General features: G+C 42.0%; 27 protein-coding genes. 22 read left to right on the top strand and 5 right to left on the bottom strand.

Annotation, left to right across the window (positions count from 1 at the left end; genetic code table 11):
- The first annotated feature begins 53 nt into the window (after positions 1-53).
- The 6 genes from AAGA18_03275 (at position 54) to pdxH (ending at position 5,450) form a co-directional block, all read left to right on the top strand.
- Entirely contained in the window at positions 54-659 is a 606-nt protein-coding gene (locus tag AAGA18_03275; protein ID MEM9444353.1) for a hypothetical protein, read from the top strand.
- A gap of 12 nt (positions 660-671) precedes the next feature.
- Positions 672-1,163, top strand: coding sequence for a hypothetical protein (locus AAGA18_03270; protein MEM9444352.1), 492 nt, complete (start codon positions 672-674; stop codon positions 1,161-1,163).
- On the top strand, positions 1,160-2,521 hold the full coding sequence (locus AAGA18_03265) for a deoxyribodipyrimidine photo-lyase (GenBank protein ID MEM9444351.1): 1,362 nt from the start codon (positions 1,160-1,162) through the stop codon (positions 2,519-2,521). Before AAGA18_03270 ends, AAGA18_03265 begins: the two co-directional genes overlap by 4 nt.
- Positions 2,518-4,221: a hypothetical protein gene (locus AAGA18_03260; protein MEM9444350.1), complete on the top strand. Its 1,704-nt coding sequence runs from the start codon at positions 2,518-2,520 to the stop codon at positions 4,219-4,221. The genes AAGA18_03265 and AAGA18_03260 overlap by 4 nt, the downstream gene beginning before the upstream one ends.
- A 2-nt stretch (positions 4,222-4,223) precedes the next feature.
- Positions 4,224-4,718 carry a DUF1318 domain-containing protein gene (locus AAGA18_03255; protein MEM9444349.1) on the top strand — a complete coding sequence of 165 codons (495 nt, stop codon included), beginning with the start codon at positions 4,224-4,226 and terminating at the stop codon, positions 4,716-4,718.
- Between the two features lie 90 nt (positions 4,719-4,808).
- A complete protein-coding gene (pdxH, locus tag AAGA18_03250; protein MEM9444348.1) occupies positions 4,809-5,450 on the top strand; it encodes a pyridoxamine 5'-phosphate oxidase in 642 nt (213 codons plus the stop codon).
- An 11-nt stretch (positions 5,451-5,461) separates the two neighbouring features.
- Here the strand turns inward: pdxH and AAGA18_03245 are convergent, their stop codons facing one another.
- The 5 genes from AAGA18_03245 to ilvB all read right to left on the bottom strand — a co-directional run bounded on the left by AAGA18_03245 (position 5,462) and on the right by ilvB (position 11,323).
- Positions 5,462-6,313: an FHA domain-containing protein gene (locus AAGA18_03245; protein MEM9444347.1), complete on the bottom strand. Its 852-nt coding sequence runs from the start codon at positions 6,311-6,313 to the stop codon at positions 5,462-5,464.
- A 511-nt stretch (positions 6,314-6,824) separates the two neighbouring features.
- Positions 6,825-7,739: an FHA domain-containing protein gene (locus AAGA18_03240; GenBank protein ID MEM9444346.1), complete on the bottom strand. Its 915-nt coding sequence runs from the start codon at positions 7,737-7,739 to the stop codon at positions 6,825-6,827.
- Between the two features lie 41 nt (positions 7,740-7,780).
- The gene (locus AAGA18_03235; protein MEM9444345.1) at positions 7,781-8,632 is read right to left on the bottom strand and encodes an FHA domain-containing protein; all 852 of its coding nucleotides are present in this window, start codon (positions 8,630-8,632) and stop codon (positions 7,781-7,783) included.
- Positions 8,633-9,312: 680 nt separating this feature from the next.
- The gene (locus tag AAGA18_03230) at positions 9,313-9,549 is read right to left on the bottom strand and encodes a DUF883 C-terminal domain-containing protein (protein ID MEM9444344.1); all 237 of its coding nucleotides are present in this window, start codon (positions 9,547-9,549) and stop codon (positions 9,313-9,315) included.
- Positions 9,550-9,574: 25 nt separating this feature from the next.
- Entirely contained in the window at positions 9,575-11,323 is a 1,749-nt protein-coding gene (ilvB, locus tag AAGA18_03225) for a biosynthetic-type acetolactate synthase large subunit (protein MEM9444343.1), read from the bottom strand.
- Between the two features lie 213 nt (positions 11,324-11,536).
- On the opposite strand from ilvB, the gene rplM reads away from it, so the two are divergent.
- The 16 genes from rplM to AAGA18_03145 all read left to right on the top strand — a co-directional run bounded on the left by rplM (position 11,537) and on the right by AAGA18_03145 (position 26,161).
- Positions 11,537-11,986: a 50S ribosomal protein L13 gene (rplM, locus tag AAGA18_03220; protein MEM9444342.1), complete on the top strand. Its 450-nt coding sequence runs from the start codon at positions 11,537-11,539 to the stop codon at positions 11,984-11,986.
- Positions 11,987-11,989: 3 nt separating this feature from the next.
- Entirely contained in the window at positions 11,990-12,394 is a 405-nt protein-coding gene (gene rpsI / locus AAGA18_03215) for a 30S ribosomal protein S9 (protein MEM9444341.1), read from the top strand.
- 134 nt (positions 12,395-12,528) lie between these two features.
- Complete coding sequence (gene argC, locus AAGA18_03210) at positions 12,529-13,572, top strand: N-acetyl-gamma-glutamyl-phosphate reductase (GenBank protein ID MEM9444340.1); 1,044 nt, start codon at positions 12,529-12,531, stop codon at positions 13,570-13,572.
- Positions 13,569-14,783 (top strand): bifunctional glutamate N-acetyltransferase/amino-acid acetyltransferase ArgJ, encoded by a 1,215-nt coding sequence (argJ, locus tag AAGA18_03205; GenBank protein ID MEM9444339.1) that lies wholly within the window; start codon positions 13,569-13,571, stop codon positions 14,781-14,783. The genes argC and argJ overlap by 4 nt, the downstream gene beginning before the upstream one ends.
- 19 nt (positions 14,784-14,802) lie before the next feature.
- The gene (gene argB, locus AAGA18_03200; GenBank protein MEM9444338.1) at positions 14,803-15,678 is read left to right on the top strand and encodes an acetylglutamate kinase; all 876 of its coding nucleotides are present in this window, start codon (positions 14,803-14,805) and stop codon (positions 15,676-15,678) included.
- Between the two features lie 7 nt (positions 15,679-15,685).
- The gene (locus AAGA18_03195) at positions 15,686-16,138 is read left to right on the top strand and encodes a DUF1287 domain-containing protein (protein ID MEM9444337.1); all 453 of its coding nucleotides are present in this window, start codon (positions 15,686-15,688) and stop codon (positions 16,136-16,138) included.
- Entirely contained in the window at positions 16,135-16,260 is a 126-nt protein-coding gene (locus AAGA18_03190) for a DUF1287 domain-containing protein (protein MEM9444336.1), read from the top strand. Before AAGA18_03195 ends, AAGA18_03190 begins: the two co-directional genes overlap by 4 nt.
- A gap of 81 nt (positions 16,261-16,341) precedes the next feature.
- Positions 16,342-17,292, top strand: coding sequence for a hypothetical protein (locus AAGA18_03185; GenBank protein ID MEM9444335.1), 951 nt, complete (start codon positions 16,342-16,344; stop codon positions 17,290-17,292).
- 286 nt (positions 17,293-17,578) lie between these two features.
- Complete coding sequence (locus tag AAGA18_03180; GenBank protein MEM9444334.1) at positions 17,579-17,893, top strand: hypothetical protein; 315 nt, start codon at positions 17,579-17,581, stop codon at positions 17,891-17,893.
- A 9-nt stretch (positions 17,894-17,902) separates the two neighbouring features.
- On the top strand, positions 17,903-18,073 hold the full coding sequence (locus AAGA18_03175; protein ID MEM9444333.1) for a hypothetical protein: 171 nt from the start codon (positions 17,903-17,905) through the stop codon (positions 18,071-18,073).
- A gap of 85 nt (positions 18,074-18,158) precedes the next feature.
- A complete protein-coding gene (gatC, locus tag AAGA18_03170) occupies positions 18,159-18,449 on the top strand; it encodes an Asp-tRNA(Asn)/Glu-tRNA(Gln) amidotransferase subunit GatC (GenBank protein ID MEM9444332.1) in 291 nt (96 codons plus the stop codon).
- Between the two features lie 54 nt (positions 18,450-18,503).
- Positions 18,504-19,943: an Asp-tRNA(Asn)/Glu-tRNA(Gln) amidotransferase subunit GatA gene (gene gatA / locus AAGA18_03165; protein ID MEM9444331.1), complete on the top strand. Its 1,440-nt coding sequence runs from the start codon at positions 18,504-18,506 to the stop codon at positions 19,941-19,943.
- 18 nt (positions 19,944-19,961) lie between these two features.
- Positions 19,962-21,407, top strand: coding sequence for an Asp-tRNA(Asn)/Glu-tRNA(Gln) amidotransferase subunit GatB (gatB, locus tag AAGA18_03160; GenBank protein MEM9444330.1), 1,446 nt, complete (start codon positions 19,962-19,964; stop codon positions 21,405-21,407).
- A 50-nt stretch (positions 21,408-21,457) separates the two neighbouring features.
- Entirely contained in the window at positions 21,458-23,149 is a 1,692-nt protein-coding gene (locus AAGA18_03155) for an ATPase, T2SS/T4P/T4SS family (GenBank protein ID MEM9444329.1), read from the top strand.
- Positions 23,149-24,825 carry an ATPase, T2SS/T4P/T4SS family gene (locus tag AAGA18_03150; protein ID MEM9444328.1) on the top strand — a complete coding sequence of 559 codons (1,677 nt, stop codon included), beginning with the start codon at positions 23,149-23,151 and terminating at the stop codon, positions 24,823-24,825. The genes AAGA18_03155 and AAGA18_03150 overlap by 1 nt, the downstream gene beginning before the upstream one ends.
- Before the next feature lie 7 nt (positions 24,826-24,832).
- Positions 24,833-26,161: a type II secretion system F family protein gene (locus AAGA18_03145; protein MEM9444327.1), complete on the top strand. Its 1,329-nt coding sequence runs from the start codon at positions 24,833-24,835 to the stop codon at positions 26,159-26,161.
- Positions 26,162-26,163: the final 2 nt, after the last annotated feature.

Below are 26,163 nucleotides of genomic sequence, written 5' to 3'. Positions count from 1 at the left end.
TTGGAAAAATTTAAGAATGGAATTACTATAAAACGAAACAATTTAATGTAATTATGGAACAAGATAAACAAGTATTAGAAATTTGGTTAAAGCAGCTTGAGCGAATGAGATCTATGCAATATAGCTACCACAAGAAATTTTTCACACTGATCTCAACAAGCTTAGTACTCTTCCTCACACTTATATTATTACCTCACTCACACTCCATATTTTATCTACCTTTTCTCGTTGTAAGCGCTGGAGTGCAGGCTTCCTTTTATCTGCATTTTTGCGATTTTGCTCGCATACATGCTGAAGCAATTGAAAAGAAAATTAATGAAATGTATCGTCTAAATTTACTGCTAGGAGCTGAGCTAGAATCCACCTATTTTTATGATCTAAAAAAGCCTAGAATTAGCGGCTTCTTACTTTCTACTCCATTCCGTTTCTTCTCGTTTTTTACCTTACACTGGTCCTTTATTTGGGCTGCTTTCTTTCTCATAGGAGTCTATCAAAGTTTAAATGCACTTTCATCCTCTGCGAAGTGGTATTACCTAGGCGGTCTATTTTATTGGGCAGCATGCAATATTGGTTTTATTGCTTACTATTTCATCAAAGCTAATGACTCTAAAAGAATCATTAAGCTCCTCAGTAACAACTTAGGTAAAGAAAGAGTATAGAAGCTACTGCAAATGCCGAAACCACACTTTTCCTTTCATTCAACGAAAACAAAGATTCCAACTTCCGTAGATGCACTCTACCATTTTCATCTAGAGCCCAAAAATATTCCTCTTATTTCTCCTAGTTTTCTCAAACTCAAGTCCATTGATGTCAATCAGCAAAAGACCCCGCATATAAAACTTTGCGTATCAATCTTTGGCATCGCTCAGTACTGGGAAGTTAATTGGGGATCCAATAAAAAGCCCTCTATCTCTGAGCCAGATGCTGCTAGCATCCAAGATATCGCTTCCAAACTACCATTTCCTTTTACAAGCTGGATACATACCCATCAATTTATTAAGTCTGAAAACACTAATCAGTCTTATTTAACTGATACTATTCAGTACGACATTAAAGGCGGTCCATTGAAATATCTTTTATTCCCATTTATAGAAATTGGCTTTAGAATTTTATTTCGATATAGGCACCAAGCTACCATCAACTACTTTGCCAAAAATACATGACAACTGCTATCCACTGGTTCCGTAGAGATTTAAGACTCTCAGACAATCCTTCTCTCTATCATGCTCTAAATGAGCACGATACGGTCTTACCAATTTTTATTTTTGACCCCAAGATCCTAAAGGCCAAAGACGTAGGCATACCACGTATAGCCTATCTTCTTGAGGCATTAGCCTCGCTAAAAAAAAATCTTCAATACATTGGTGCTGAACTCTTTATTTTGAAAGGCGAGCCCGTTCAACAACTATCAGGCCTCTTTAAAGCAAACAGGATAACCGCACTCTATTATAACAAAGATTATGAACCTTACGCACTAGAACGTGACAACATAGTAAATCAACTTTGCCAAAAGAAGGAAATTTCATGCAAAGTTTTTGAAGACCTATGCATCTATCCTCCTAATACCATTTTAAAGAAGGATGGCAGCCCTTATACAGTTTTCACTCCTTTTTCTAAGGCACTGCGCCAGCTCACCCCACCTAAGACTCTGCCTCGACCGCAATCGATAAAATTACCCCAAAAAACTCAAACAAGTCTTAAATCCTCCATCCCGAGTCTAGATGAGTTAGAACTCAGACTTGAGATACCCATGATTTCTTCCGGAGAAAAAGCCGCAAACGATGCTTTAAAATCCTTTCTGAAGAAAAATATATTTCATTATGCTAGCAAGAGAAACTCTCCTTTTGAGGATACTACATCGCGCCTTTCTCCGCACCTTCGATTTGGAACAATTAGCCCCCGCTTCATCTACCTAAAAGTTATTACCTTAAAAAATCAGTCCTCCAATTATCCCAGCCAAATCCATGAATTAGACACCTTCGTATCTGAACTCATTTGGAGAGATTTTTACAAAAATATTTTGTATCATTTTCCGCACGTAGCTAGTGGCTGCTACCGGCCAGAATATGATCGGATTCCATGGCAGAATGACACTAGGCTCTTTAAAAAATGGTGTCATGGTCAAACAGGCTTTCCGATCGTTGACGCAGCAATGCGCCAACTAAATCAGACTGGTTGGATGCACAATCGCCTACGTATGATCGTAGCATCATTTCTTTGTAAAGATCTGCATATAGATTGGAAATGGGGAGAAAAATATTTCATGCAAAAGCTTTATGATGGGGATCTAGCAGCTAATAATGGAGGTTGGCAATGGACAGCTGGCACGGGCACTGACGCAGCGCCCTATTTCCGTATCTTTAATCCCACTAGCCAAGCTGAAAAATTTGACCCTGAAGGGCATTTCATTAAAAAATACGTTCCTGAATCAAATTCGCTGGACTATCCGCCACCCGTTGTTGATCATTCCCAGAGTCGTCAAAAAACGCTGCTTCTATACAAAGAGGCAAAAGGCTCATGAGTTCCTTGGTAGATAAAAGAAACAAAAATAAATCTAATAAGCCATTACGCCGAAACCCATGGTTAATCCTAGGAATCACTATCCTTTTACTAGCCACCGGTATCTCCTTTTATTTCGCTAATTCTTTTTCCCCTGAAAGCTTTATCACAAATGCCGCGAAGCAACTTGGATATGATATTGCTATCGATTCAGTAGAGATAACAAGTGGTTTTCATGAAATGATTGTTCATAACATCAAGATCGAACAATTTGCAAGTGTAGACAGAGCTTCTATTAAATGGAAATACAATGGACTAATCAAAGGCGAAATTGAAGAAATACGAGTTTATGGAGCCAAAACATGGCTAAGCAAATTAGAAGAGTTTCAAGAGTCAAAGGACAATAAGATTAAGGACAGCCAAGCTAATCAAAAAAAAACCGAGCTGAATGTCCTTCTAAAGAAACTTGTCATAGGACAAGTGCAAGTGCTTATTGACAACCTAAGTCCTGATAAAAGCCCAATCACTATTAATATAGCTGATACAGACGCTATTATTCTAGAAAACGTTCGCCTCGGATCTTCAGATCCTCAAATAAATCAAACTTTATACACAGAAAATATAGAAAACTTTGCTATCTACTCACCGCACAATTCATTTAGGAAAGTCCTTAATATTGAGAGAATACAGCTTGCTTTCAGCCTTGAGGGGCTCATGCAAAAACAGTTTGATCTCATTGCCATCCAGCAACCTCAAATTTATGTTGGCGAGGATCTGTTTTGGCTCATTGACGTTATTCAAAAAAAACCTAAGAAACAAAGCGTGCAGGAGGAAAAACTACCTTGGAGCATTGCGAATTTTAAAGTAGAGGGAGGCCGTCTAATACTTACCACATTTGGTAGACCTGGAATCACTCTTCCATTTGTTTTTAATACAGAAGCCTCTGGCTTAGTTTTAGATAACTTTTCGGAGCTACCTTTAAGTTCCAATTTTAAAATTCCACTTAGCAATCAAAGCTACCCTAACTACGGCTTGCAGCTGTTAGGCCTAGAAGGTCATTTGTATTTTAGCTTGCCACTAGAAGAAGCTAACACTGACAATATTGTTCCTTCTATCAGAATTAATACCGTTCTTTGGAAAGAGATACCTGTTAATAATATTGACCTAGGTCTCACATTTGATGCAAAAGGCATCTACGGAAGCCTCTACGGAGAGCTTAATAAGGGATATGCTCAGGGAGGTTTTTCTGTAAAACTTGACACAGATTTCCCCTGGAATGCTTGGATGAGCACATTTGATATAAATCTGAAACCAATCACCGAATTGCTTAGCCCTGAGGACTTTTTAATGGATGGCCTTGTTCAGAGCACGTTTACCGTCGATGGACGTAACACAAAAATCCGACAACTCTCAGGAGATATTAAGCTAAATCAACCAGGAAAGCTTACGATCTCCTCTGTTGATAAACTTTTAGAAAAACTTCCTGAAGACTTTAGCCCTACTAAACGACAACTTAGTGAGGTTATTCTGAAGGCCTTTAGAGACTATGACTACACTCAAGGGTCTTGTGAATTTAACTATCACCCCCCCAAAAGCAAACTATCCCTCCGTTTAGATGGCTTGCAAGGTAAGAGAAATTTCGATATTTCTTGGCTAGAGCCAGATAAAGCTGAAAAACATCCGTCATCAACTAAATTCACACAGGCTAAGCAAAGTAAGTAACGATGAGACTAATAATAGAGACTCTTTTCATTTTAACTTCTTGTTTCTTACTCATTAATTGTGCTCCTACCATCAAAATAGAGACTCCTGAACCTGTGGTAATTGATGTCAACATGTCTGTAGACGTGCATCATCACAACCATCAAACAGAAGAAACATCTGGCGAAGCAGATGATCCAAATTCACTTTCGTTAGATAAAAGACGCCTTTACCGCATGGCTGAAGTGCAAAATCTCAAAAATGATGAAGTGGCTGGGGAAGGGAATAACGGCCTTCTACACTTAAGAAATAAGCCCATTGATCCTACTTATCTTGAATATGCTAAAACCGTCATAAATGCTGAGAATGCTGATAGACAGGAATTATTTGAGCAGCAGGCAAAGGAAGAAAAGAAGCCGCTATCCGTTATCATCAAAGAATATGTAAAGCGCAAGCAAGATGCTTCCTTCCCCGGCGAATGGGTGCAGTCAGATGACGGCACTTGGAAAAAAATTTGATCCGCTCCCTTTTGAGATTAGATTAATCTATACTGATTACATGGGGGACATTTCTGCCACCTACACTAGATATAAAACATGTCTACCGATATAAAGATATCCGATTTACGTAAAGAATATTCTACCCGTGGGTTGCAACCTAACGAGTTAGATGCAGATCCTATTCGACAGTTTCGTTGTTGGTTTCAAGAGGCGCAGCGGGCTAATCTTCTAGAGCCTAACGCAATGACTTTATCCACAGCTTCTTCATCGGGATTAGTTACTTCGCGCACTGTTCTACTCAAAGCTTTTGACCATCGCGGATTCGTTTTCTTCACAAATTACGAAAGTCTTAAAGCAAAGCAAATTCAAGAAAACCCTCAAGTTTCTTTGCTCTTCCCGTGGATAGCCCTAGAAAGGCAACTCCATATCAATGGCAAAGCTGAAAAAATTGCAACCAGTGAGTCTTTGAGCTACTTTATCAGCAGGCCCTTTAACAGTAAAATAGGAGCTTGGGTTTCTCAACAAAGTAGCATTATTTCATCGCGCAAGATACTAGAAGCTAAGTTTGATGAATTAAGCAAAAAATTTGCTCAAGGTGAGATCCCTCTCCCAAGCTTCTGGGGAGGGTTCCGAGTAGTCCCTGCCTCATTCGAATTCTGGCAAGGCTCAGCCAGCAGACTACATGATAGGTTTCGCTATAGAAAAGACAACCAACAGGGGACATGGACCATAGAACGCTTGTCTCCGTGAAGTAGGTAAGACTATTTTTTTATCAAACCACGAAGAAGGCTTTTTTTAGCCACTGACTTTTTAGTAGGGAGATTTTCCCAGTGAATTGCCCGAGTATTTTGATCGAGAGGATTAAACGAGAGGGGCCTCACTGCCATTTTCCTCTCTGGCATCTCCTCCTGTGGATCGGGAATCATTTTTTCCAGATTTAGTGCTCGCCTCATCGTCCCCTTAACTCTCAAAGTCATTTCGCCCAACTGAATCAAATCACCTGGAATGGCATAGTCTTTCTCTACCATGCGTCCCTCTATGTATGTCCCATTAGTAGAGCCAAGATCTTGGATAATCAGTGAATGCTGACTCAAAATGACCCGGCAATGAATCCTAGAGATTGATGGGTGCTTGATAACTAGATCGCAAGCATCTGAGCTACCAATAGATAATGGGCCTTGCTTTAATTGATAGATATCCGCTTCGAGCCCCTCTTGCTCCACTTCCAAGTACAGTAAGTATGACTTCAAGTTAGGTAGCTCTCTAGCTTTAACTTTTTCAGTCTCTTTATTCTCCTGCTCCAAATGTGCTAGAACCAAATGAGAAACTAGAGCCTTCTTATCAGGAAATTGGTCTTCGAGCCTTATAAACTCAAACAGAATGAGATCCGTGTCATACTTACAACCTATTTTTGATGTCTTCTTGTCTACAGTAAACTCAACCTTTGCATCTGCCCAGGACATCATCATAAAGATGGCTATGCTATCCCTATAGCCTTTGGTCTCCGAAAATACTATCGATCCATCGTGAAGGTAAATGGAACCGGAAGATGAACCGTCTGCCTTAGATATACGAAACGCCCCGGTAGTAGATCTAGGTCCATACGTTTCCAAATATGCTATTAGCTTGTTATTAGACAAAGCCTTTTTCCCCTCTCAGCTGATTAGACAAGTGTCAAATTAGTTTAATTATGCTGATAGGCAATATAAATCATCACGGTGGCCAATAAATTTGCTCCTTACTCTAATTTACCGGCTAAGGGAATCCATTGGTAGTCCTGAAAATCAATTTTTTATTTAACTCCAGATGATGTGATAAAAGTTGAACGACATGGCTAAAAGCTTGACCCACAATGGAAAGAGAGCCGGCACAAATAATTAATCATACCTTTTCTTCTGAAGATAATTCTTTCATCAAATTAGTGTGGAACGCCAGTCCGGATCAATACAAACGTAGATTTCAAAAGGACAATTGATCTAAGAAACTCCATGTTTCAGGGTGCTAGGATCTTGCCCGAATCTTTCAATTTCCTTTGCACCAGCTGGTCAAAATACATGTTGTAATGCGATCTAAGTTAATTTCAAATGCATCTACATCAAAGCTTTACTGCATCGGTTATTATATTTAGACCTTAAGAAGGTTAGCCAATAAATTCATTCTCGGAGATTTTTTGTTTTCAAAATTCTTCCAATGAATAACCTTAGTTGTATCGCTTACCGGATTGAATGAGTCTTCAAGATCTTGACCATTTTCCGCTTCTTGCATTTTTGAATCCTCTATTAGCACATGTTGTCTGGTTAAATTTCTCTTCATCACTGCTTTGATTCTTAATGAATGTTCACCTAACTGAATAAGATCTCCGGGCACTATATATGACTTCTCTACCATGGAACCTTCCACAAATGTCCCATTGGTAGAACCCAAATCCTGAATCACCATGGAGCTTTGAGTTAACTTAATCTTGCAATGGATCCTGGAAACAGCAGGATGCTGAACCACAATATCACATTTCTCAGATCCACCTAGAGTAAGGTCTCCTTCCCTTAGCTCGTAAATTATCGGCATATGAGGCTCTCGCTCCGCCTCTAAATAAATAGAATATAATTTTAAGTCAGGTAATTCGCGATAAACATCCATCTCCATTCTGGCGTTTTCATTATCCAAGTATTCTTTTAACGCCTCAGCATGTGGATATTGATCTTCCAACTGAATAAATTGAAAGAGAATAAGATCTACTCCAAAGCTACAGCCTACCTTAGGAGGAGCTTCCTGAGGCAAAAATTCTACAGTTGCCCCCTTCCATACCATCATCAATAAGATGGCTAAACGGTTGGTGTAAGCTTCAGTCTCAGCATAAACTATTAATCCATCATGCATGAAAATGGCTCCCGTTTCTTCTGAATACTTATCCATCACACGAAATACTCCTGTCCGCAATTGAGGGCCAAATGTTTCTAAGTAGCTTATAAGTGTTTGATTTGCCAAGGTAGTATTCTCCTTACTATTTGCGTCTTCTGTCTGGATTATAAACTCAGACATAATAATTAATTATTCAAATTTTGCAAATTAAAGTTATATCTTTATCTTCCTACGAGAACATCGCTATCCTTCACATGGATTGCCTCTGTTCCAAAATCATCAGTTTCGCAGCTCACATCATATTTATCAGGCTGAGATATTGAGTAAAATACATTGGCTTGAAAACCTTTGATATCAGCAGTTTCTCTTGCAAATTTACGCTTGGGGACCTGATTTATTCTAAATGATAGCTCACCGAGACTTATGGTATCCCCAGGCGCGAGAAAGGCTTTTGCGATCATCTTATTTTCTAAAAAGGTCCCATTGTGCGTTCCTAAATCCCGTATGACCATGGCATCGTGGGATAAATCAATACGACAATGAAACTTAGATACAGTAGGGTGATCCACGGCTATATTGCAGTTTTTAGAAGTACCTATAAATGATTGCCCTAATTTTAACATATAGCTCTTGGCAGAATGACTTGCTAATTCCGTTTCCAAATACAGATTATAGTTTTCTAAGTCTGGTATTTCACTGGACCTCCCATTCGGAGCCATAATACTTTCACTCTCTAAGTAACTAAGAATCAAATTAGATCTAAGCTCTTTGATTCCTGGGTAAAGGTCTTCAAGCTTTGCATATTCGTAAATCAGTACATGAGGCTCATAGCTAGATCTAATATAAGGGAGTTTCTCATTTTCTAAGAATTTGACGCTACCATTTTGCCATGACATCATCATAAAAATAGCAATTTTATCTATGTATACATCTGTTTTAGCGTAAACAATTAACCCATCATGAAGATAGATGACACCCTTTTGCATCTCATGTTCATCAGATACATGTAACGCTCCTGTTATTATTTCGGAGCCAAATGGCTCTAAGTAGTTTATGAGTGCTTCATTTGCCATGATAAACTCTCCTAAAATTCTTTTAATAGCTTTTTAATCAACCCTACAAAGTAGCTTTATCGAACTGTTAAGCAATTGATTTTAAAACAAATAAAGTCTATTATATTATAATTTTTACAGATTTTAAATATTTAAGGAAAAGATTCTAATCCTTATAGTGTCATACAAATTTAAAGATAATGCTGATAGCTTGGGCCTCTGTAAAAATGTAGACAACCAAGATGTATCAATGACATCTTATGAGCTTGGCTCTTATGAGCAAGCGAAGCGCCCATCCGGATAGAACGGAAACATGTGTCTCAAAAAGGTGATAATTCGAAAAGACTCTATCTTAGTTGAACTAAGATCTAGCAGATTTTTAAGCCTCTATCCCATGATTCGAGATAAATTGAAGTATTGGATACCTCATAGTCTACTTATACACTCTGTTTGATCGGCGAAAATAAATGTATATACAATAAATTTGCCCGTAACACCCTCCTTCACGATCAGGTCCTAGATTAATAGAAATTGTATGTGGGGTTGTTTTGTAATCCGTTCTGACACCTTGATTAATAAAAAAGAATAAGACCATCATATTAACAATCGGGTACAATTACATAAATCGACAAGAGTTTGCTTACCATTTTCTCAATAAAAGAAAACATATAGCAGGCAGAATAAGCTTAACCTCTTTATAATTAATCCTTACTCGATTGGGTGCTCGTCAGAAGAATTGAACTAACTAATACGCCTACAGCAAAGCCAATTCCGGCTGCGTAGCCCACAGCCTGTATGGGATTTTTTCTGATATAAACCTCAGTTTGTAATAGAGAGCGATCTTTAAAATAGTGAGCTTTATCGACCGCCCGTCCCACTCTAGCTTCGATATTACCTGTGGTTAGTTCATGTAGCACTTTTTTACCAGCTTCACTCATACGATAGCTCTCTTAATTTTATATCTTATCCGGGAATATCTCCCTTGATATGACCATTGTCTGAACCCATCGGCTCAGTGATAATATCATCTACAGTCATTCCTGCAGGTATCATAGGCAAAACATGCTCCGTATATGGAACCATCACATCCAAAACATAAGCTTCCTTTGAATCCACTAACCGCTGAAGAGCTGGTCGTAAGTCTTTAGGATCCGAAACACGCTCAGCTTTTACTCCAAAGCCTTCACAAATCGCCAAATAATCCGGGTAAATACGCTTAGGATCATCAGGTAACCCTAAGTAGGTATGACCACGATTACCCTTAAAGAAACGATCCTCCCATTGAACAACCATTCCTAAGTATTGGTTATTAATAACTATGGCCTTGGCAGCAACTCCTTCAGCAACTGCACAAGCAAGCTCCTGGATGTTCATAACAAAGGATCCATCGCCATCGATGTCGATAACTTCGCGATCTGGACAAGCGACTTTTGCTCCCAAAGCCGCAGGATAACCAAATCCCATCGAACCCAAGCCCGCAGAAGTAAGGAAGCTTCTAGGATGAACAAAATCATAGTATTGACCTGCCCACATCTGGTGCTGCCCAACACCTGTAGTCAGAATAGCCTCCCCTTTCGTAAGGCGATAGAGTTCTTCTATTACATGCTGGGGCATAATGGTTCCCGGCTCTTCGACATAGTGGAGGGGATGCTCCTTCTTCCATGCCGCTAATTGTGTATGCCATGTGGAAAGATCTTTTTTCTCTCTCCCTTTTTGCGCTGAAAGTAGTTCGTTAAGACGATTTAATGCATATTTAACATCACTCAAGATGGGTAAATGGACTACCTTGTTTTTATTAATCTCAGAATTATCAACCTCAACATGGACAATAGTAGCATTCTTAGCGAATTCACTAACCTTGCCTGTTACACGATCATCAAACCGGACTCCCATTGCAAGTAGAAGATCACAATCACGAACTGCATAGTTCGCATAGACAGTGCCATGCATGCCCAACCATTTCATCGAAAGATCGTCAGTCTCTGGGTAGGCACCAATACCCATTAAAGTTGTCGTAACAGGGATTCCCGTAGCCTTGACAAATTTCATGAGCTCCTTCGCTGCGTCAGAAGTGATGATTCCTCCACCTACATAGAGCATTGGTTTTTCTGCCTTTTCTACCAAGCCCAGTAATTCATTTAGTTCTAAGTCATCCGCCTTCGGAGGAGTCTTAAATCCAGGTAAATCAACTTCATCAATAAATATTGGATGGGTCTTTGCTCCCTGAACATCTTTAGGCATATCAATTACTACAGGACCAGGGCGCCCAGTAGTAGCAATGGTAAAAGCTTCTTTTACAACACGTGGTATGTCATTAACATCCATGACTAGGTAGCTATGTTTGACGACAGGTAGCGTCATACCAAAAACATCCGTTTCCTGAAACGCTGATTTACCAATAGCGTCCCTTTTTACTTGCCCTGTTATGGCTATCAAAGGAACAGAGTCCATCCACGCATCCGCTATGCCGGTAACTAAGTTAGTGGCACCCGGTCCTGAAGTTGCCATACAAACTCCTGGCTTACCGGATGCCCTAGCGTAACCAGCAGCCATGAAAGATCCCCCTTGTTCATGGCGAGGTAAGTATGTGCGAATTTGCTTGGAGCGGGTTAGGGACTGGTGCATTTGCATGCTGGCCCCACCTGGATAAGCAAAGATAGTATCTACACCCTCGCGCTCTAGGCACTTGACCAAGATATCACAACCCTGCATTGCTTTACCTACCTCTTTACCCTGTTTTTTTTCCCGTTTGCCTTTTGGGGCACTTGTTTCTGCACTCATATGTTATTTCCAAATCCTAGATGATATTACCTCTATTTCTGCGATAAGACAGGTTACAATACCGAGAAATACACTTCTGACAATAAATATTCATTAAATCATTGACATAGTGGGGCTAGATAAATATCTTTTCTCTCCTTTTTTATGAAAACAACAGCTTCAGCTAAGGCAACAGATATTAATCGTCAGTGGTGGATCATCGACGCAAAAGACCAAGTCGTCGGACGCGTCGCTGAGAGAGCTGCAGTGCTCCTACGTGGCAAGCATAAGGCCCTATATACTCCCCACATCGACTCTGGGGATTTTGTAGTGATCATAAACGCAGACAAAGCTGTTTTCACTGGTAAGAAAGAAGTTGATAAAACCTACACTTATTTTTCCGGGTATGTTGGCGGATTGCGCTCTGAGAACCCTAAGAAGCTCAGGGAGCGTCGTCCAGAACTGATGATGGAGAAAGCCGTCAAGGGAATGATCCCTCACAATCGTCTAGGACGCTCCATTTTCAAAAAATTACACGTCTACAAGGGTGATTCTCATCCCCATGAAGCACAAAAGCCTCAAATGGTTTCAACTAACAACGCACAACAGAAATAGTTTATGGTAACAAAAAAATCCCCACCACTTTTTATGGCTACAGGACGAAGAAAAGCATCAACAGCTAGAGTAAATCTTAAGGAGGGTAATGGAAAAATTACCGTTAACGGCAAGCTGCTGGACGAATACTTCGTCACTGCTGGACAACGCATTCAGGCACTTCAGCCATTACTGAGTACTGAAATGCATAAAAAATTTGATCTTCTTATTCGTGCTGAAGGTGGTGGCCTAACGGGGCAAGCTGGGGCCATCAAGATGGCTATCGCCCGTGCACTCACGCAATTTGATATCGAACTTCGCCCAGAAATGAAGAAAGCTGGGTTTTTGCGAAGAGATGATCGCATGAAAGAGCGTAAGAAATCAGGCCAACCAGGAGCACGCAAGCGCGTCCAGTTCTCCAAGCGCTAAGTCGCTCAAAGAATTATTTTTTCAAGGGGCCAAGTCACCAACTTTGCCCCTTTTTTGTTTCAATAATTAAGAGCATCCCAGTTATTTCATCTCGCAAAATAAAAATAAAGACCTAGTTTGTAGGGCCGTCCCTCATGACAAGTAAAGAGAAAATATCTGTAGCAGTGGTTGGGGCTTCCGGATACACGGGAGAAGAACTACTTAGAGTACTCATAGACCACCCCCAGGTTAGTCTATCAGCGATAACTTCCCGCCAGTTAGAAGGAAAACACCTTTCTGAGGTTCTTTCAAGAACTCAACGAGTACCTGACCTCTCTTTTAAAAATCTCTCCCCCAAGCAAATCACCGATCGCGCAGAAGTCTTCTTCCTGGCCTTGCCTCATGGAGTCTCATCAGAATTTGTCTTACCCTTACATGCCGCAGGCAAAACCATTTTTGATTTAAGTGCCGATTTTCGCCTTGCTGATGCTGAGACTTATCAAGAATTTTATAACAAAACTCATCCTGCGCCTGAACTTTTGGCCCAAGCCACCTATGGTAGTCCAGAAATAAACCCAGACCAAATAGAAAGCTCTAACCTTATCGCCTGTCCTGGATGTTATCCAACGAGCGTTCTTTTAGCACTTGCCCCAGCGCTAAAAAATAAACTCATCAAGACGAATGACATCACCATCAACTCATTAAGCGGTGTTTCTGGTGCAGGTAAAAAAGCTGCTACTGAATTTTCTTTCTGTGAAATTAATGAGAGCATGAAGCCTTACAGTGTCCCAAAGCACCGACACCTACCGGAGATCGAACAAGAACTCTCTCTAATTGCCAAAGAACGAGTACAAGTTACGTTTGTACCTCACCTCGTTCCAGTTCACCGCGGCATGCTCAGCACAGTGGTGGCAGGCAGTTCACAAAATTTTCCAGATGAAATAAAGGTCCGTAAACTCTATCAAGAATTTTACAAAGCCTCACCATTTGTTAAAATCCTAACCAGTGATCAACTACCAGAAACCAAGAACGTGGTGCAAACCAACAGCTGTCACATCGCTATTAAATACAATACACGCACCGATAAACTCATCATCATGAGTGCTATTGATAACCTCGGTAAGGGAGCCGCCACCCAAGCAGTGCAATGCTTTAATATACGTTTCGGTCTTACCTCTCAAGAGGGCTTAGCATTATGATTGCGGGACTCAAAGAACTTGAGGGTGGAACCGTTGCATCCACTCCGGGCTTTTTAGCTGCTGGCATTTCTAGTGGTATTAAATCTGGAAACAAAAAAGACTTAGCTCTGGTTGCTTCTGATGTCGACTGCGAAGTTGGCGCTACTTTTACCACAAATCAGATTAAAGCCGCACCTGTTCGCCTTAGTGCTCAGCATTCCAAAAGAGGCACATGTCGAGCAGTAATTATCAACAGCGGCTGTGCCAATGCCTGCACAGGCATTAAGGGCATCACGGATGCCAAATCTATGGCTGAAACTACAGCATCTGAGCTGAAGACCACTAAAAGTAAAATCTTAGTCTGCTCTACTGGTGGTATAGGGCATCTCCTTCCTATGGACAAAGTAACCTCTGGCATACGCAAAGCTGCTCATTCACTTAAAGAAAAGTATGGAACCCTAGCCGCTAAGGCTATCATGACAACAGACACTTTCCACAAAGAGCATGCTGTGTCATTTCTTATCGACGGCAAAAGAGTCACCATTGGTGCCATGGCTAAAGGTGCAGGAATGATCCACCCAAACATGGCCACCATGCTTTGTGTGGTAACAACAGATGCGCATATTGATAAAGTCACCTTACAGAAATGTACCCACAACGCTGTCGAAGAGACCTTTAATAGAATTTCTGTTGACGGCGATACCTCAACTAATGACTCTGTTCTAGTTCTCGCTAATGGACTCGCAAAAAACAACAAACTTCGCAAAGGTCATGCTCAAGTAAACCGCTTCCAACAAGCACTCACTCAAGTAATGCAAGTGCTTGCTCGCATGATTATTGAAGATGGCGAAGGCATTACAAAAGTCGTTGAGCTTCATGTCAAAGGGGCCAACAGCACAAGTGATGCCAAAAAGCACGCGGAAGCTATAGCTTGCTCACCACTTGTCAAATGCGCCTGGGCAGGGCATGACCCCAACTGGGGTCGTATTGTTGCTGCTATGGGATATTCTGGAGCTAGAATCCGTGAAGAACTTATCGATATCTATTATGATGGCGTTGCCGCTACAAAAGGAGGTTTAGTCACAAAAACACCTCTCAGCAAACTGAGAAAAATTGCTCGCAAAAGAAACTACACCATCACCATTGATCTCAATATTGGGAAAGGTCAGTACAATTTGCTCACCAATGACTTTACAGAAGAATACGTCAAAATAAATAGAGCCTACGAATAAAAAATAACCCATCGTGAGCATGTTAGATATAGAATCCAGCACATCTATACTCATCGAGGCTCTGCCTTACATCCAGAAATTTCGCGGCCAAACCTTTGTTATTAAGTACGGAGGGTCTGCTATGGAAGAACCTCAACTTGTTGAATCCACTCTAAAAGACATCGTCTTTTTAGAGGCAGTCGGCATCAACCCCGTTCTGGTTCACGGAGGAGGAAAAGCCATCAGTCGACGCTTGCAAGAAAAAGGCATTGAAACAAAATTCATCAATGGACTACGCGTCACAGATAAACCTTCAGTAACGATTATTAACGAGGTGCTCAATCAAGTCATCAATCCTGAAATCGTCAATCGCATCAACAGCTTGGGAGGCCATGCTCGTTCCTATCAAGGCAATCAAGTCCTGCGCGTTAAAAAGCGTGAAGCTACCGATGAAAAAGGTAATCTCATTAATCTCGGTTTTGTTGGTGAAGTCATAAGCTGTGATGTGTTTGATTTGCGAATGGCTATTTCCCATGAAGTAGTTCCAGTCGTCTCACCTATTGGCACCGACAAAGAAGGGCAACCTTACAATGTTAATGCAGACACTGCTGCTGCAGAAATCACCATGGCTCTTAATGCCTCACGTATTATCTACCTCTCGGATGTTCAAGGGATCCTCAAAGACCCGAATAATCCTGAAACACTTATCCCTACTGTTAGTGAAAAAGACATCTCCGACCTAACCGCAACTGGAATGCTTAGTGGCGGCATGCTTCCCAAAGTTGAATCTGCTTTACAGGTATTAAAGTCTGGCACCGAAAAAGTCCACATGATCGATGGCCGTATTCCTCATGCTTTGCTTCTAGAGCTCTTCACTGACAAAGGGATCGGAACTGAGATTGTCAAAGGGTCTTAAATCTTTCATGAATAAAACCCTCTCTATAGCCCTCCTATTTTTTATGACCCTCACAGTATTAACGATTGCTGATGGATATGACATCGTAGATGCTGCGCGAAGCCAGATTGGTAAGACTCTTAGCTATGACCCTCGTTATGTCGCCCTCGATTACCCGGCTGGTGATATTCCTATAGAATCTGGTGTTTGCACAGATGTCATTATCAGAGCACTGCGCAAAAGCAGAAACATTGACCTTCAAAAACTTGTTCATGAGGATATGGAAGCTCATTTCGAAAAATACCCACAAATATGGGGTCTGAAAAGAGCAGACAAAAATATCGACCACCGCAGAGCACCCAATTTACAAACCTACTTCAAAAGATCGAACTTTAACTTACCGACACCCAGAAACCATTTAACTTATCAGCCCGGAGACATTATCACTTGCACCATTCCCCACACTTACCTCACATCATGATTGTATCGAGTATAAAAAATAGTCGGGGCATTCCTCTAGTCATACATAATATCGGCAGCGGCGTTCAAGAAGAAGATCGACTCTTGGAATTTAGAATTACGGGACATTACCGTTTAAAATAACATACCTCATCGACCTACTCTCCTTTCCATCAAGTAACTGGCTATATTTAAACAAGAATAAAAACTACCTATTAAAACTTCATGGACTTACAGTTAGCATTGATTATTTGTGGTTTTCTTCTAGCCGCCTATTCTACTGTTGCTAACGACTCCATCCAAACTGTGGGAACCTTCCTAAGTTCTAACGCCCATCGGCCCTGGTGGTTACTGTGGATTTTTATCAGTGGTATTCTTTGTATTGTTCTGCTGTATGGGTGGCACACCAATGATGGCGATGTCGCTTACGGCCGACTTGAGAAATATCCTTTTCCAGAAGATTTTTCATGGATCTATGTTCTAGCACCTTTGATATTACTTGGTTTAACGAAATTCGGATATCCTGTTAGCACAACTTTCCTGATTCTAACAGTCTTTGCCCCGAAGAATTTGGGGGCTATGTTAATAAAATCTCTCTCGGGTTACGCCGTAGCGATTATTGTCACTTTTCTGATCGTCTTTTTTGTCACACGTGCACTAGAGAAGAAATTTGCTGCTACAAACAAAGAAAAGCCTCCTGTCCATTGGGTCATCTTTCAGTGGTTTTCCACGGCCTTTTTGTGGTCTCAATGGCTCATTCAAGACCTTGCTAACATCTATGTTTTCTTGCCTAGAAACCTTGAGTTTCATTACTTAATTTTGAGTCTTGTTTTGATGATTTGTCTGCAGGGAGTACTTCTCTATTTCCGAGGTGGAAAGATCCAAAAAGTAGTCCTCTCCAAAACCAATGTCACAGATATCCGCTCAGCCTGTATTATCGATTTACTCTTTGGTATTATTCTCTTTATCTTCAAGAACTTAAGTAATATTCCTATGAGCACCACTTGGGTATTTCTGGGGGTTCTTGCAGGAAGAGAGCTAGCCCTTACTCTTCTACTCAAGCACCGTGGCATGAAGGGAATAGGGAAAAATATTGGCTCTGACGCCTTCAAGGCAATCATTGGTCTCATCATCAGTGTCCTGATTGCCTTATTGCTACCTAAGCTCGCTGCTTAAATGAAGCTATGCAGTAGTTATGCTAGAGATCCTAACAACATAAAAAACGTTGTCATCTTAAAATGCGAGCGGTTTATTGCATTCTTCAAGAAATAACAGACCACTTAACCTTAGCTGAAGATTACTCACTTGCTTTTGAATTTGAAGCGTAACCTCCAACCTAATGACTCAAGCCAGCTCAGATACCGGCATTGATTTGGTCTAGACAGATGCTTCTGCGGATAAAGACAACTTCAGAGTTGAACGCAGTCTCACATCCGGCTCAGGATTTAGCGAGATTGCCACCTTGCCTGCCAATACTCTTTCCTACACTGACCATACTGCAGCACCGAGAATCACATATTACTATCAAATCATCGCAGTAAATGAAGCGAGTGAATCTTTACCTAATAACGAGGTTAACACAACCACCTGGACGAAGCTTGAACCTTGGCGCTTCAACAACTTTGGCACCATAGAAATTGTTGAGGGTGCCGCTAAATCTGCTGACATTGATTTAGATAAACTCATAAACCTTGAAGAATATGCTCTTCGAACAGACCCCAATGTCACCCCCCTATCTCCCTATTTGACCAGTTTATATCAAGAATCAAGTCACTAGCACCTCTCCATGGCTGTCCCACGAGCTGAAGAAAAATCCGATGTCTCTTACTTTTTGGAATCTGGCAATGCCTTAAACACTTGGTCACCTGATGATATTACCATATTAGAGTATTCTTCTACTCTGGTCAGGCTCAAAGATAATATTCCGGTTTTTAGCGCTAATCGTTGCTTTGTTTAATTCCGCGGCACTAATCCTTGAGGGATTCTATGGTCATTTTGAGTTTCAGCTTGAGCAAGTGGCCAGCTAGAGATAAAAAAATTGCGTGAAAGATGGAGCAATTGATGTTGGGTATGTAGCCGATTTGGCCAGAATTGAATTAACTGACGAGGAAAAGGCCCTTTTTCAGAAGCAACTTGGTGACGTGCTGGCTTATGTTAAGCAATTAGAAAGGATAGATATCTCATCTATCCCTGAAACACCTGTCGACCCACACCTTCCTACTAACGTATTACGACAAGACGATGTAACTGAAAGCTTACCAGTCCAAGATGCTCTGCTCAATGCGCCAAAACAAAAAGACAACCTGATCGTTGTTCCAAAAATTGTCGAATAGATCCATAAGTTATCCTACCATCCATTTAAATATTCAGCGCCTATAGATCCTAAGATGAATCCTGAAAAATTTACCCTTTCATCACTCAAATCAGCCTATGATTTAAAAGAACTATCTCCTAAGGAAGTAGTTACTTCTTTGCTAGGGCGCATCGAGAGAATAAACCCTAAGCTCCAAGCCTACCTGCGCGTCGACTCAGAAGACGCTTTAGCTCAAGCGGAAAGAGCTGACATCTCCAAACCTCTCGGTGGCCTCCCTATAGCGATCAAAGACAACATCAATGTCACAGGTGAAAAAACTACCTGCTCTTCAAAGTATCTTGCGAACTTTGAATCCCCATATGATGCCACCGTCATCCGTAAACTCAAAGAAGCAGGAGCCATTCTATTAGGTCGGACAAATATGGATGAGTTCGCCATGGGTTCTTCTTGTGAGTACTCAGCTTTCAATCCTACCCGCAATCCATGGAATCTAAATAAAATCCCTGGTGGAAGCAGTGGAGGTTCCGCTTCAGTCGTAGCAGGAAAGATTGCAGTTGCAGCTCTTGGATCTGACACTGGTGGATCTATTCGTCAGCCTGCAGCACTTTGTGGGTGTGTAGGGCTCAAGCCAACATACGGTAGAGTTTCCCGCTATGGTCTAGTCGCTTTCGCTTCGTCGCTGGACCAAATTGGCCCACTCACTCATACCGTTAAAGACTCCGCTCTCTTGCTAAATGTCATATCAGGACAAGACCAAATGGAAAACACAAGCTGCCCGGTAGATGTACCTGACTTTACTAGGAATCTCAACACTTCAATCAAAGGGCTCAAAATTGGCATACCCAAAGAATATTTTATCCATGGCATCGATCCTGAGGTTTTGAGTGCCGTTGAATCTGCTATTGACTGGTATAAGAAAAATGGTGCTGAGATTGTGAAGATTTCACTTCCTCACACAGAAGCTGCCGTAGCTGTTTACTATATAGTCGCGACTGCTGAAGCCTCAGCCAATCTTGCGCGATTTGACGGGGTTCGCTATGGACACCGTACGGCTGAACCCAAGGATGTCCTAGAAATGTACAAGCTGTCCCGGGAAGAGGGACTGGGACCTGAAGTAAAACGACGTATCATTCTTGGAACCTATGTTCTTAGCTCAGGCTATGCTGATCAATACTACAAACGTGCTCAAAAAGTCCGTCACCTACTACGCCAAGACTTTAGCCATGCTTTTGAAAAATGTGATGCCATCCTGACTCCAACTTCACCTTCCCCTGCCTTCAACATTGGAGAAAAAATGACGGATCCTCTTCAGATGTATCTAGCTGACATTTTCACCATCGCAGCAAACCTAGCTGGCATCCCAGGTATTTCTATTCCTTGTGGTTTTACCAAAGATAATCTCCCCGTCGGCTTACAACTCCTGGGGCCTCACTTTATGGAAGAAAAGATCTTGCATCCTGCTCATGCTTACGAACAGGCTCACTCCTGGAAGGATAAACAGCCCTCATTTTAATATATCCTAACAAACACTATGAAATACGAAGCAGTCATCGGTTTAGAGGTTCATGTCCAACTCAAAACAGCATCTAAAATGTTTTGCGGATGTATCAATGAATATGGAGGTGACCAGAATACACATACTTGCCCGATTTGCCTAGGCATGCCGGGGGCCCTTCCAACACCTAATGAAAAAGCTATTATTCATACCATCCAAAGTGGTCTCATGCTCAATTGTCAAATTGCTCCGGTCTGTAAATTTGACCGTAAAAATTACTTCTACCCTGATATGCCGAAAAACTATCAGACCTCCCAGAGCGATTTACCACTCTGCATAGGCGGTCATGTTACTTTACATAAATACGCATTCCCCAAAGATGTTCAGAAGGAATCCCTTGCCTCAGAGGATAAAAAAATCCGTATCAACCATATTCACTTAGAAGAAGATGTCGCAAAGTCCACTCATTACACAGATCATAGTGGTATTGATTATAACCGAGCAGGAACACCCCTCATGGAATTGGTCACCGAAGCAGATTTACGCCATGCAGATGAAGCGTTTGCATTTCTAACTACTTTAAAACAAATCTTGATCTACGGGAATGTCTCCGACGCTGACATGGAGAAAGGACAACTGCGTTGCGATGTAAATATCTCCATTCGCCCAGTGGGCCAGGAAAAATTTGGGACAAAATGTGAGATCAAAAACATGAACTCTATTTCAGCAGTTCGTCGTGCCTTGAAATATGAAATTGATCGCCAAATTGATGTCGTTTCTTCTGGAGGGATAATCCAACAATACACTCTAGGATGGAGCGACGATCTAGGAGAGACATTTCAAATGCGTAAAAAAGAAGATTCACACGACTACCGCTATTTTCCTTGCCCAGACCTTTTACCTATTCGCACTAATGAAGGCCTTCACCAAGAGGCTGAAAAGCTCATACCCGAGTTGCCTGATAAAAAAAAGGAGCGTTTCATGCAGGATTTTCAACTTACTGAATACCAAGCAGAAGTCCTTGCCTCTGAAAGACCACTAGCTGACTATTACGAAAATGCCGCTCAAACAGCCAAAAATCAAGCTGCCGTCGCCAATTTTATTATCAATGATTTCCTGGCCACTGAGCCTGACTTTTCTGATGTATCCATTCCTGCAAAGCACTTTGCTGAGTTGTCTAACTTAGTCGAGGGAGGAAAAATCAATAGCAAGGGAGCCAAGGTGATTATTGCTGAATTATTAGAAAACCCCAGATCACCAGAAGCCATTGCCAAAGAAAAGGACCTGATGCAAGATCTCGATCCTTCGGTTGTTGAAAACTGGTGTCAAGAGGCAATTGCTGGAAACGCCAAAAGCGTAGAAGATTTTAAATCAGGAAAAAAAGCTGCCATTAATGCTCTTAAGGGATATGTAATGAAACAATCCCGAGGAAAGGCCAATCCTGCCCTTGTAGAGGAAATTTTACTTAAAAAACTGTCATAATAACCTTGTCCCCTTGTGGCATAGGCGATTACATTAATATTGTAATGGCGATGAATGATGACTACGTAGTAGAATTGCTAATCAATTCTGGTCTCATCACTTCAGACGATGCCATGCTAGCCCGCGTTCAAGCAGCTCAAGAACAACGCACAGTTGCTGATGAACTGATTTACCAAGGACTTGTTAGCCGTGACGATATGCTAAGAGCAATCGCCAATGACAATGGCATGGATTTCTTACCAGAAATTGACCATATTGACGAAGAGGCCCTTTCCATCTTAGACCAGGAAGTCGCGCACCGTTATCATGTCATTCCCCTTTTTCATCGTGGGCATTCAGTATCTGTAGCCATTCCTGATCCCTTAGATTTTGATACGTTAGATGCCATTCGTTACCTGGTAAAAGTAGATATCGACCCCATTGTCGTGCCGCTCGACCAAATCAACAATGCCGTAGCCAAGTACTACGGCTCACTAAGCGAATCAGTTGGCTCTCTTTTGGGAAATGAAGAGGAGGAGATCCAGCTAAGAGAATCAGAAGCTATCACAGGCGAGTCAAGCAGTGAAGGAGATGCCCCTATCATCAAAATGGTCTACGGCATGATACTGGACGCCCACCGCTTACGTGGTAGTGATATCCACTTGGAGCCGCTAGAAAAACGTCTCCGGCTAAGATATCGGATTGACGGTAAGCTGCAAGAAATGCGTGATCCACCCAAAAAACTTCAAGCAAGTATCATATCGCGCATCAAAATCATGGCCAACATGTCCATTGCTGAGAAACGTCTACCTCAGGACGGGAGAATAGCACTTGCCATGCAAGATAGAAGTCAGATAGATCTTAGAGTCTCCAGTGTGCCAACAGTCCATGGCGAATCCATTGTCATGCGTATCTTAGATAAAAAAGCACTGGTACTTGGCTTACCTGAATTAGGCTTTTTATCCGATGACCAAGCCATCATGGAGCGCATCCTAGGGTTTGCAGATGGCATCTTCCTTGTGACTGGACCAACAGGTTCCGGAAAATCAACCACTCTTTACGCCTGCTTAAACATGCTCAACAAATCAGACCGCAAGCTCATTACCGTTGAGGATCCCGTGGAATATGAAATGGCCGGCATTAACCAAGTTCCGGTAAACCATGATACGGGTATGACTTTTGCCGCCGCTCTCCGTGCCATGTTACGGCAAGCACCCAATATTATTATGGTCGGAGAGATTCGAGATGCAGAAACAGCTACCATTGCGATTAACGCCTCACTCACCGGGCACCTCGTATTCAGCACCTTGCATACCAATGATGCTCCCAGTGCTGTTACAAGACTTGCAGATATCGGTGTAAAGCCCTTTCTGGTTTCATCTTCAGTCCGTGCTGTTCTCGCCCAACGGCTAGTGCGTAAGATCTGCTCTAAATGTACTCAGCCTTACGTTCCAAGTGACGACGAGCTACGAGCACTAAACCTGGATTCTACTCGAATTGCCGAAGCAAATTTTCAAATTGGCCATGGTTGTGACTATTGTAGAGGACAAGGCTATAAGGGAAGAATGGGGATCTTTGAACTCTTTTCTGTCAACGATGACCTTCGCTCACTGATTAATGAAGGAGCTAGCGTATCTGAAATCCGCCAAAAATCTCGTGACTTGGGCATGCGCACTCTACGTGAAGATGGCATACGCAAAACAGTCGGCGGCATGACAACGCCCGAAGAAGTCATATCAATTACCATGGGAGATAAAGAATAATGGACCCAGAACATCTAATCTATTTCCTTATCGAACAAAGCATTGTGACGGAAGAACAACGTCAAGATTTGATGAATGAGCACCAAAGATCCGGTAAACCTATCGAGCAAATCGTTTATGATTACGATATTATTTCCGAGCATGAACTTCTCTCCAAAATAGCAGAACATCTTGGTGTTCAATATGTGTCCTTGGAGGGTGCTGAATTTGTGCCTGAACTACTCAGCGCTATTCCTCCACAAACTGCTCGAATGCATGGAGCACTGCCTGTTATGGTGGACACGAATACTGTCACAGTTGCCCTTCTTGATCCACTCAACCCTCAAACAATTGATGACCTCCGCTTTACTTGTAATAAAGATATCGCTCTAGTCATCGCTTCAGCATCTCAAATTGAGGAAAAAATAAATACATTCTACGGCTCACAGGATGACTCAATCGATGACCTTCTCACACAGCTTGCTGGAGAAGTTGAAGAGACGGACGAAAATGACTTAGAAGCTGCTTCAAGTGCTGCAGCTAGCGCTCCCATCATTAAATTTGTAAACACAGTAATTGGCAAAGCAATTAAAGCCCAAGCAAGTGATATTCACTTCGAGCCCTTTGAAAGCGAGTTTAAAATCCGTTACCGTGTAGATGGAGCGCTTTATGAAATGTCCCCACCTCCCAAGCGTCTTGCACTTCCCGTTACTTCGCGGATCAAGGTAATGTCTGGCCTCAACATCGCAGAGCGTCGTATACCTCAAGATGGCCGCATTCAAACGACTATGGCTGGTCGACCTATCGATCTACGTGTCTCCACCCTCCCCACACAACACGGTGAAAGTGTTGTCTTACGTGTTTTGGACAAGAGTGTCGTCAACTTAGATCTAGAAGCCTTGGGTATGCCAGATTTCATCTTCCAATACATCACGGAGGTCATTGAAAAGCCACATGGAATTTTTATTGTAACCGGACCAACAGGTTCAGGTAAGACTACAACATTGTATTCCTGCCTTCGACGTATCAATGGCATCGACACTAAGCTTCTTACAGTGGAGGATCCTGTGGAGTATGAACTTGAAGGTATACAACAAGTTCCCTGTAATGAGGGTATAGGTCTAAACTTTGCTCGGGTGCTAAGAGCATTCTTACGTCAAGACCCCGACCGTATTATGGTGGGAGAAACACGTGACTTGGAGACCGCCCAAATTGCTATCCAAGCATCCTTGACCGGTCACCTCGTTCTTACCAGTCTTCATACCAATGATTCACCTGGAGCAATCGCCCGGTTGATCGACATGGGAGTAGAACCGTTCCTCATTGCCTCCACGTTAGAAGGCATTTTAGCACAGCGTTTAGTCCGAAAAATATGTTCAACCTGCGTTACTGCTTTCGAACCCGATGAAAGTGTGCTTTCTCAAATTGGTCTCTCTCCTCATGACATAGGTGATAAAAATTTTTACTATGGGAGGGGCTGCGCAAGTTGTAGCGAAAATGGCTACAAAGGAAGAAAAGGTATTTATGAATTGCTCGACATTAAAGAGCCAATTCGCCAACTTATTACCCAGAAAGCTCCCACCGTCGTAATCAGACAAAAGGCCATCGAGCTTGGCATGGGAACTCTGCGCGAAGATGGTTTGCGTTGCATTTTTGATGGAAAAACAACAATCGAAGAAGTTCTAAAATACACCTAAGGTAACTATGCCAACATTTTCTTACACTGCAGTAGATAGCCAAGGCCAGCAACAAAACGGAATGGTAGAGGCTAATAGCCAAGCCGAGGCTTCTGCAAAAATCAAACAAATGGGATTCTATCCTACAGCCGTAGTTGAGTCTGCTCAAGGAATTGGCGTCTCTTCACCCAGTCAACAGCACGCGGTTACTAGCAAGGGTAAAGGCAAAGCTGGTAAGGGCGTGCCTAGTAAAGTACTCATGGTCTTTACCCGGCAATTGGCTACGCTCATCGATGCGGGACTCCCACTAGTTCGCAGTCTTAAAACTCTTGTATCACAGGAGAAGCAACCTTCCCTTCGCTATACCATGGGTAACTTGGCAGACACTGTAGAAGGCGGCAGCACTTTCTCAGAAGCACTTGCTCAACACCCTAAAATTTTTAACAGACTCTATGTTAATATGGTAAAAGCAGGCGAGCTCGGCGGTGTGCTTGAAACAGTCCTTCTACGGCTCGCTGAATTCCAGGAAAAATCACAACGAATAAAAGGAAAAGTTATTGGAGCACTCACTTACCCAGTCGTTGTTCTGATCATAGCTGCTCTGATCATGGCTTTCCTCCTGTTCTTTATTGTCCCTAAATTTGAATCCATCTTTAACGAAATGCTTGAAGGAAAACCTCTGCCCTTGATCACCGAGCTAGTAGTTACTTTCAGCCGTAGCTTTGTCTATCTCATTTTTCCTCCCCTTACACCAGAAGGATCTGAAGTACCTGCTTTCATATCGATCCTTCCCAACGCCCCTATCCCGTATCTCCCCATTTTTATTTCACTATTGATTATTGGCTATTATTTTGCTTCCAAAACACCCTCTGGGATTAGACTAATAGATAGATTTTCATTAAATATGCCTATCTTTGGAAATCTTCTCAAAAAGACCGCCATCGCCCGCTTTACCAGAACCCTAGGAACCCTCGTCTCCAGTGGTGTTCCTATTCTCCAAGCCCTCAATATTACAAAAGAAACTTCTGGAAATGTGGTTGTCATGGATGCTATCTCAAAAGTTCACGACGCAGTAAAAGAGGGTGAGTCTATGGTTGCCCCTCTAGATGCCAGCGGCCTTTTTCCTCCCATGGTTATCAGTATGATACAGGTTGGGGAAGAGACTGGTCAGCTTCCAGACATGCTTACTAAAGTAGCTGACGTTTACGAAGAGGAAGTAGATGTCACTGTCGGTAGTCTCACCTCTCTGCTAGAGCCGGTTATGATCGTGGGTCTTGCGGTAATTGTGGGAACCATCGTGATAGCCCTCTTCTACCCGCTAATCACAATCATTACGACACTCTCAAGCAATATTTAGAT

This window comes from Verrucomicrobiota bacterium, from assembly GCA_039192515.1.
Classification (GTDB): Bacteria; Verrucomicrobiota; Verrucomicrobiia; order Methylacidiphilales; family JBCCWR01; genus JBCCWR01.
This window is presented reverse-complemented; position numbering and strand designations above follow the sequence as displayed.

Bases quoted from the DNA above. Each gene is read 5' to 3' on its own strand.
- AAGA18_03175 (MEM9444333.1), top strand. From the start codon at position 17,903: ATGGCTGTCCCACGAGCTGAAGAAAAATCCGATGTCTCTTACTTTTTG.
- AAGA18_03275 (MEM9444353.1), top strand. From the start codon at position 54: ATGGAACAAGATAAACAAGTATTAGAAATTTGGTTAAAGCAGCTTGAG.
- AAGA18_03150 (MEM9444328.1), top strand. From the start codon at position 23,149: ATGGACCCAGAACATCTAATCTATTTCCTTATCGAACAAAGCATTGTG.
- argJ (MEM9444339.1), top strand. From the start codon at position 13,569: ATGATTGCGGGACTCAAAGAACTTGAGGGTGGAACCGTTGCATCCACT.
- gatA (MEM9444331.1), top strand. From the start codon at position 18,504: ATGAATCCTGAAAAATTTACCCTTTCATCACTCAAATCAGCCTATGAT.
- AAGA18_03255 (MEM9444349.1), top strand. From the start codon at position 4,224: ATGAGACTAATAATAGAGACTCTTTTCATTTTAACTTCTTGTTTCTTA.
- rpsI (MEM9444341.1), top strand. From the start codon at position 11,990: ATGGTAACAAAAAAATCCCCACCACTTTTTATGGCTACAGGACGAAGA.
- AAGA18_03195 (MEM9444337.1), top strand. From the start codon at position 15,686: ATGAATAAAACCCTCTCTATAGCCCTCCTATTTTTTATGACCCTCACA.
- AAGA18_03145 (MEM9444327.1), top strand. From the start codon at position 24,833: ATGCCAACATTTTCTTACACTGCAGTAGATAGCCAAGGCCAGCAACAA.
- argB (MEM9444338.1), top strand. From the start codon at position 14,803: ATGTTAGATATAGAATCCAGCACATCTATACTCATCGAGGCTCTGCCT.
- AAGA18_03230 (MEM9444344.1), bottom strand. From the start codon at position 9,549: ATGAGTGAAGCTGGTAAAAAAGTGCTACATGAACTAACCACAGGTAAT.
- AAGA18_03270 (MEM9444352.1), top strand. From the start codon at position 672: ATGCCGAAACCACACTTTTCCTTTCATTCAACGAAAACAAAGATTCCA.
- AAGA18_03240 (MEM9444346.1), bottom strand. From the start codon at position 7,739: ATGTCTGAGTTTATAATCCAGACAGAAGACGCAAATAGTAAGGAGAAT.
- rplM (MEM9444342.1), top strand. From the start codon at position 11,537: ATGAAAACAACAGCTTCAGCTAAGGCAACAGATATTAATCGTCAGTGG.
- gatB (MEM9444330.1), top strand. From the start codon at position 19,962: ATGAAATACGAAGCAGTCATCGGTTTAGAGGTTCATGTCCAACTCAAA.
- AAGA18_03185 (MEM9444335.1), top strand. From the start codon at position 16,342: ATGGACTTACAGTTAGCATTGATTATTTGTGGTTTTCTTCTAGCCGCC.
- AAGA18_03190 (MEM9444336.1), top strand. From the start codon at position 16,135: ATGATTGTATCGAGTATAAAAAATAGTCGGGGCATTCCTCTAGTCATA.
- argC (MEM9444340.1), top strand. From the start codon at position 12,529: ATGACAAGTAAAGAGAAAATATCTGTAGCAGTGGTTGGGGCTTCCGGA.
- AAGA18_03155 (MEM9444329.1), top strand. From the start codon at position 21,458: ATGAATGATGACTACGTAGTAGAATTGCTAATCAATTCTGGTCTCATC.
- AAGA18_03260 (MEM9444350.1), top strand. From the start codon at position 2,518: ATGAGTTCCTTGGTAGATAAAAGAAACAAAAATAAATCTAATAAGCCA.
- AAGA18_03265 (MEM9444351.1), top strand. From the start codon at position 1,160: ATGACAACTGCTATCCACTGGTTCCGTAGAGATTTAAGACTCTCAGAC.
- AAGA18_03235 (MEM9444345.1), bottom strand. From the start codon at position 8,632: ATGGCAAATGAAGCACTCATAAACTACTTAGAGCCATTTGGCTCCGAA.
- ilvB (MEM9444343.1), bottom strand. From the start codon at position 11,323: ATGCAGGGTTGTGATATCTTGGTCAAGTGCCTAGAGCGCGAGGGTGTA.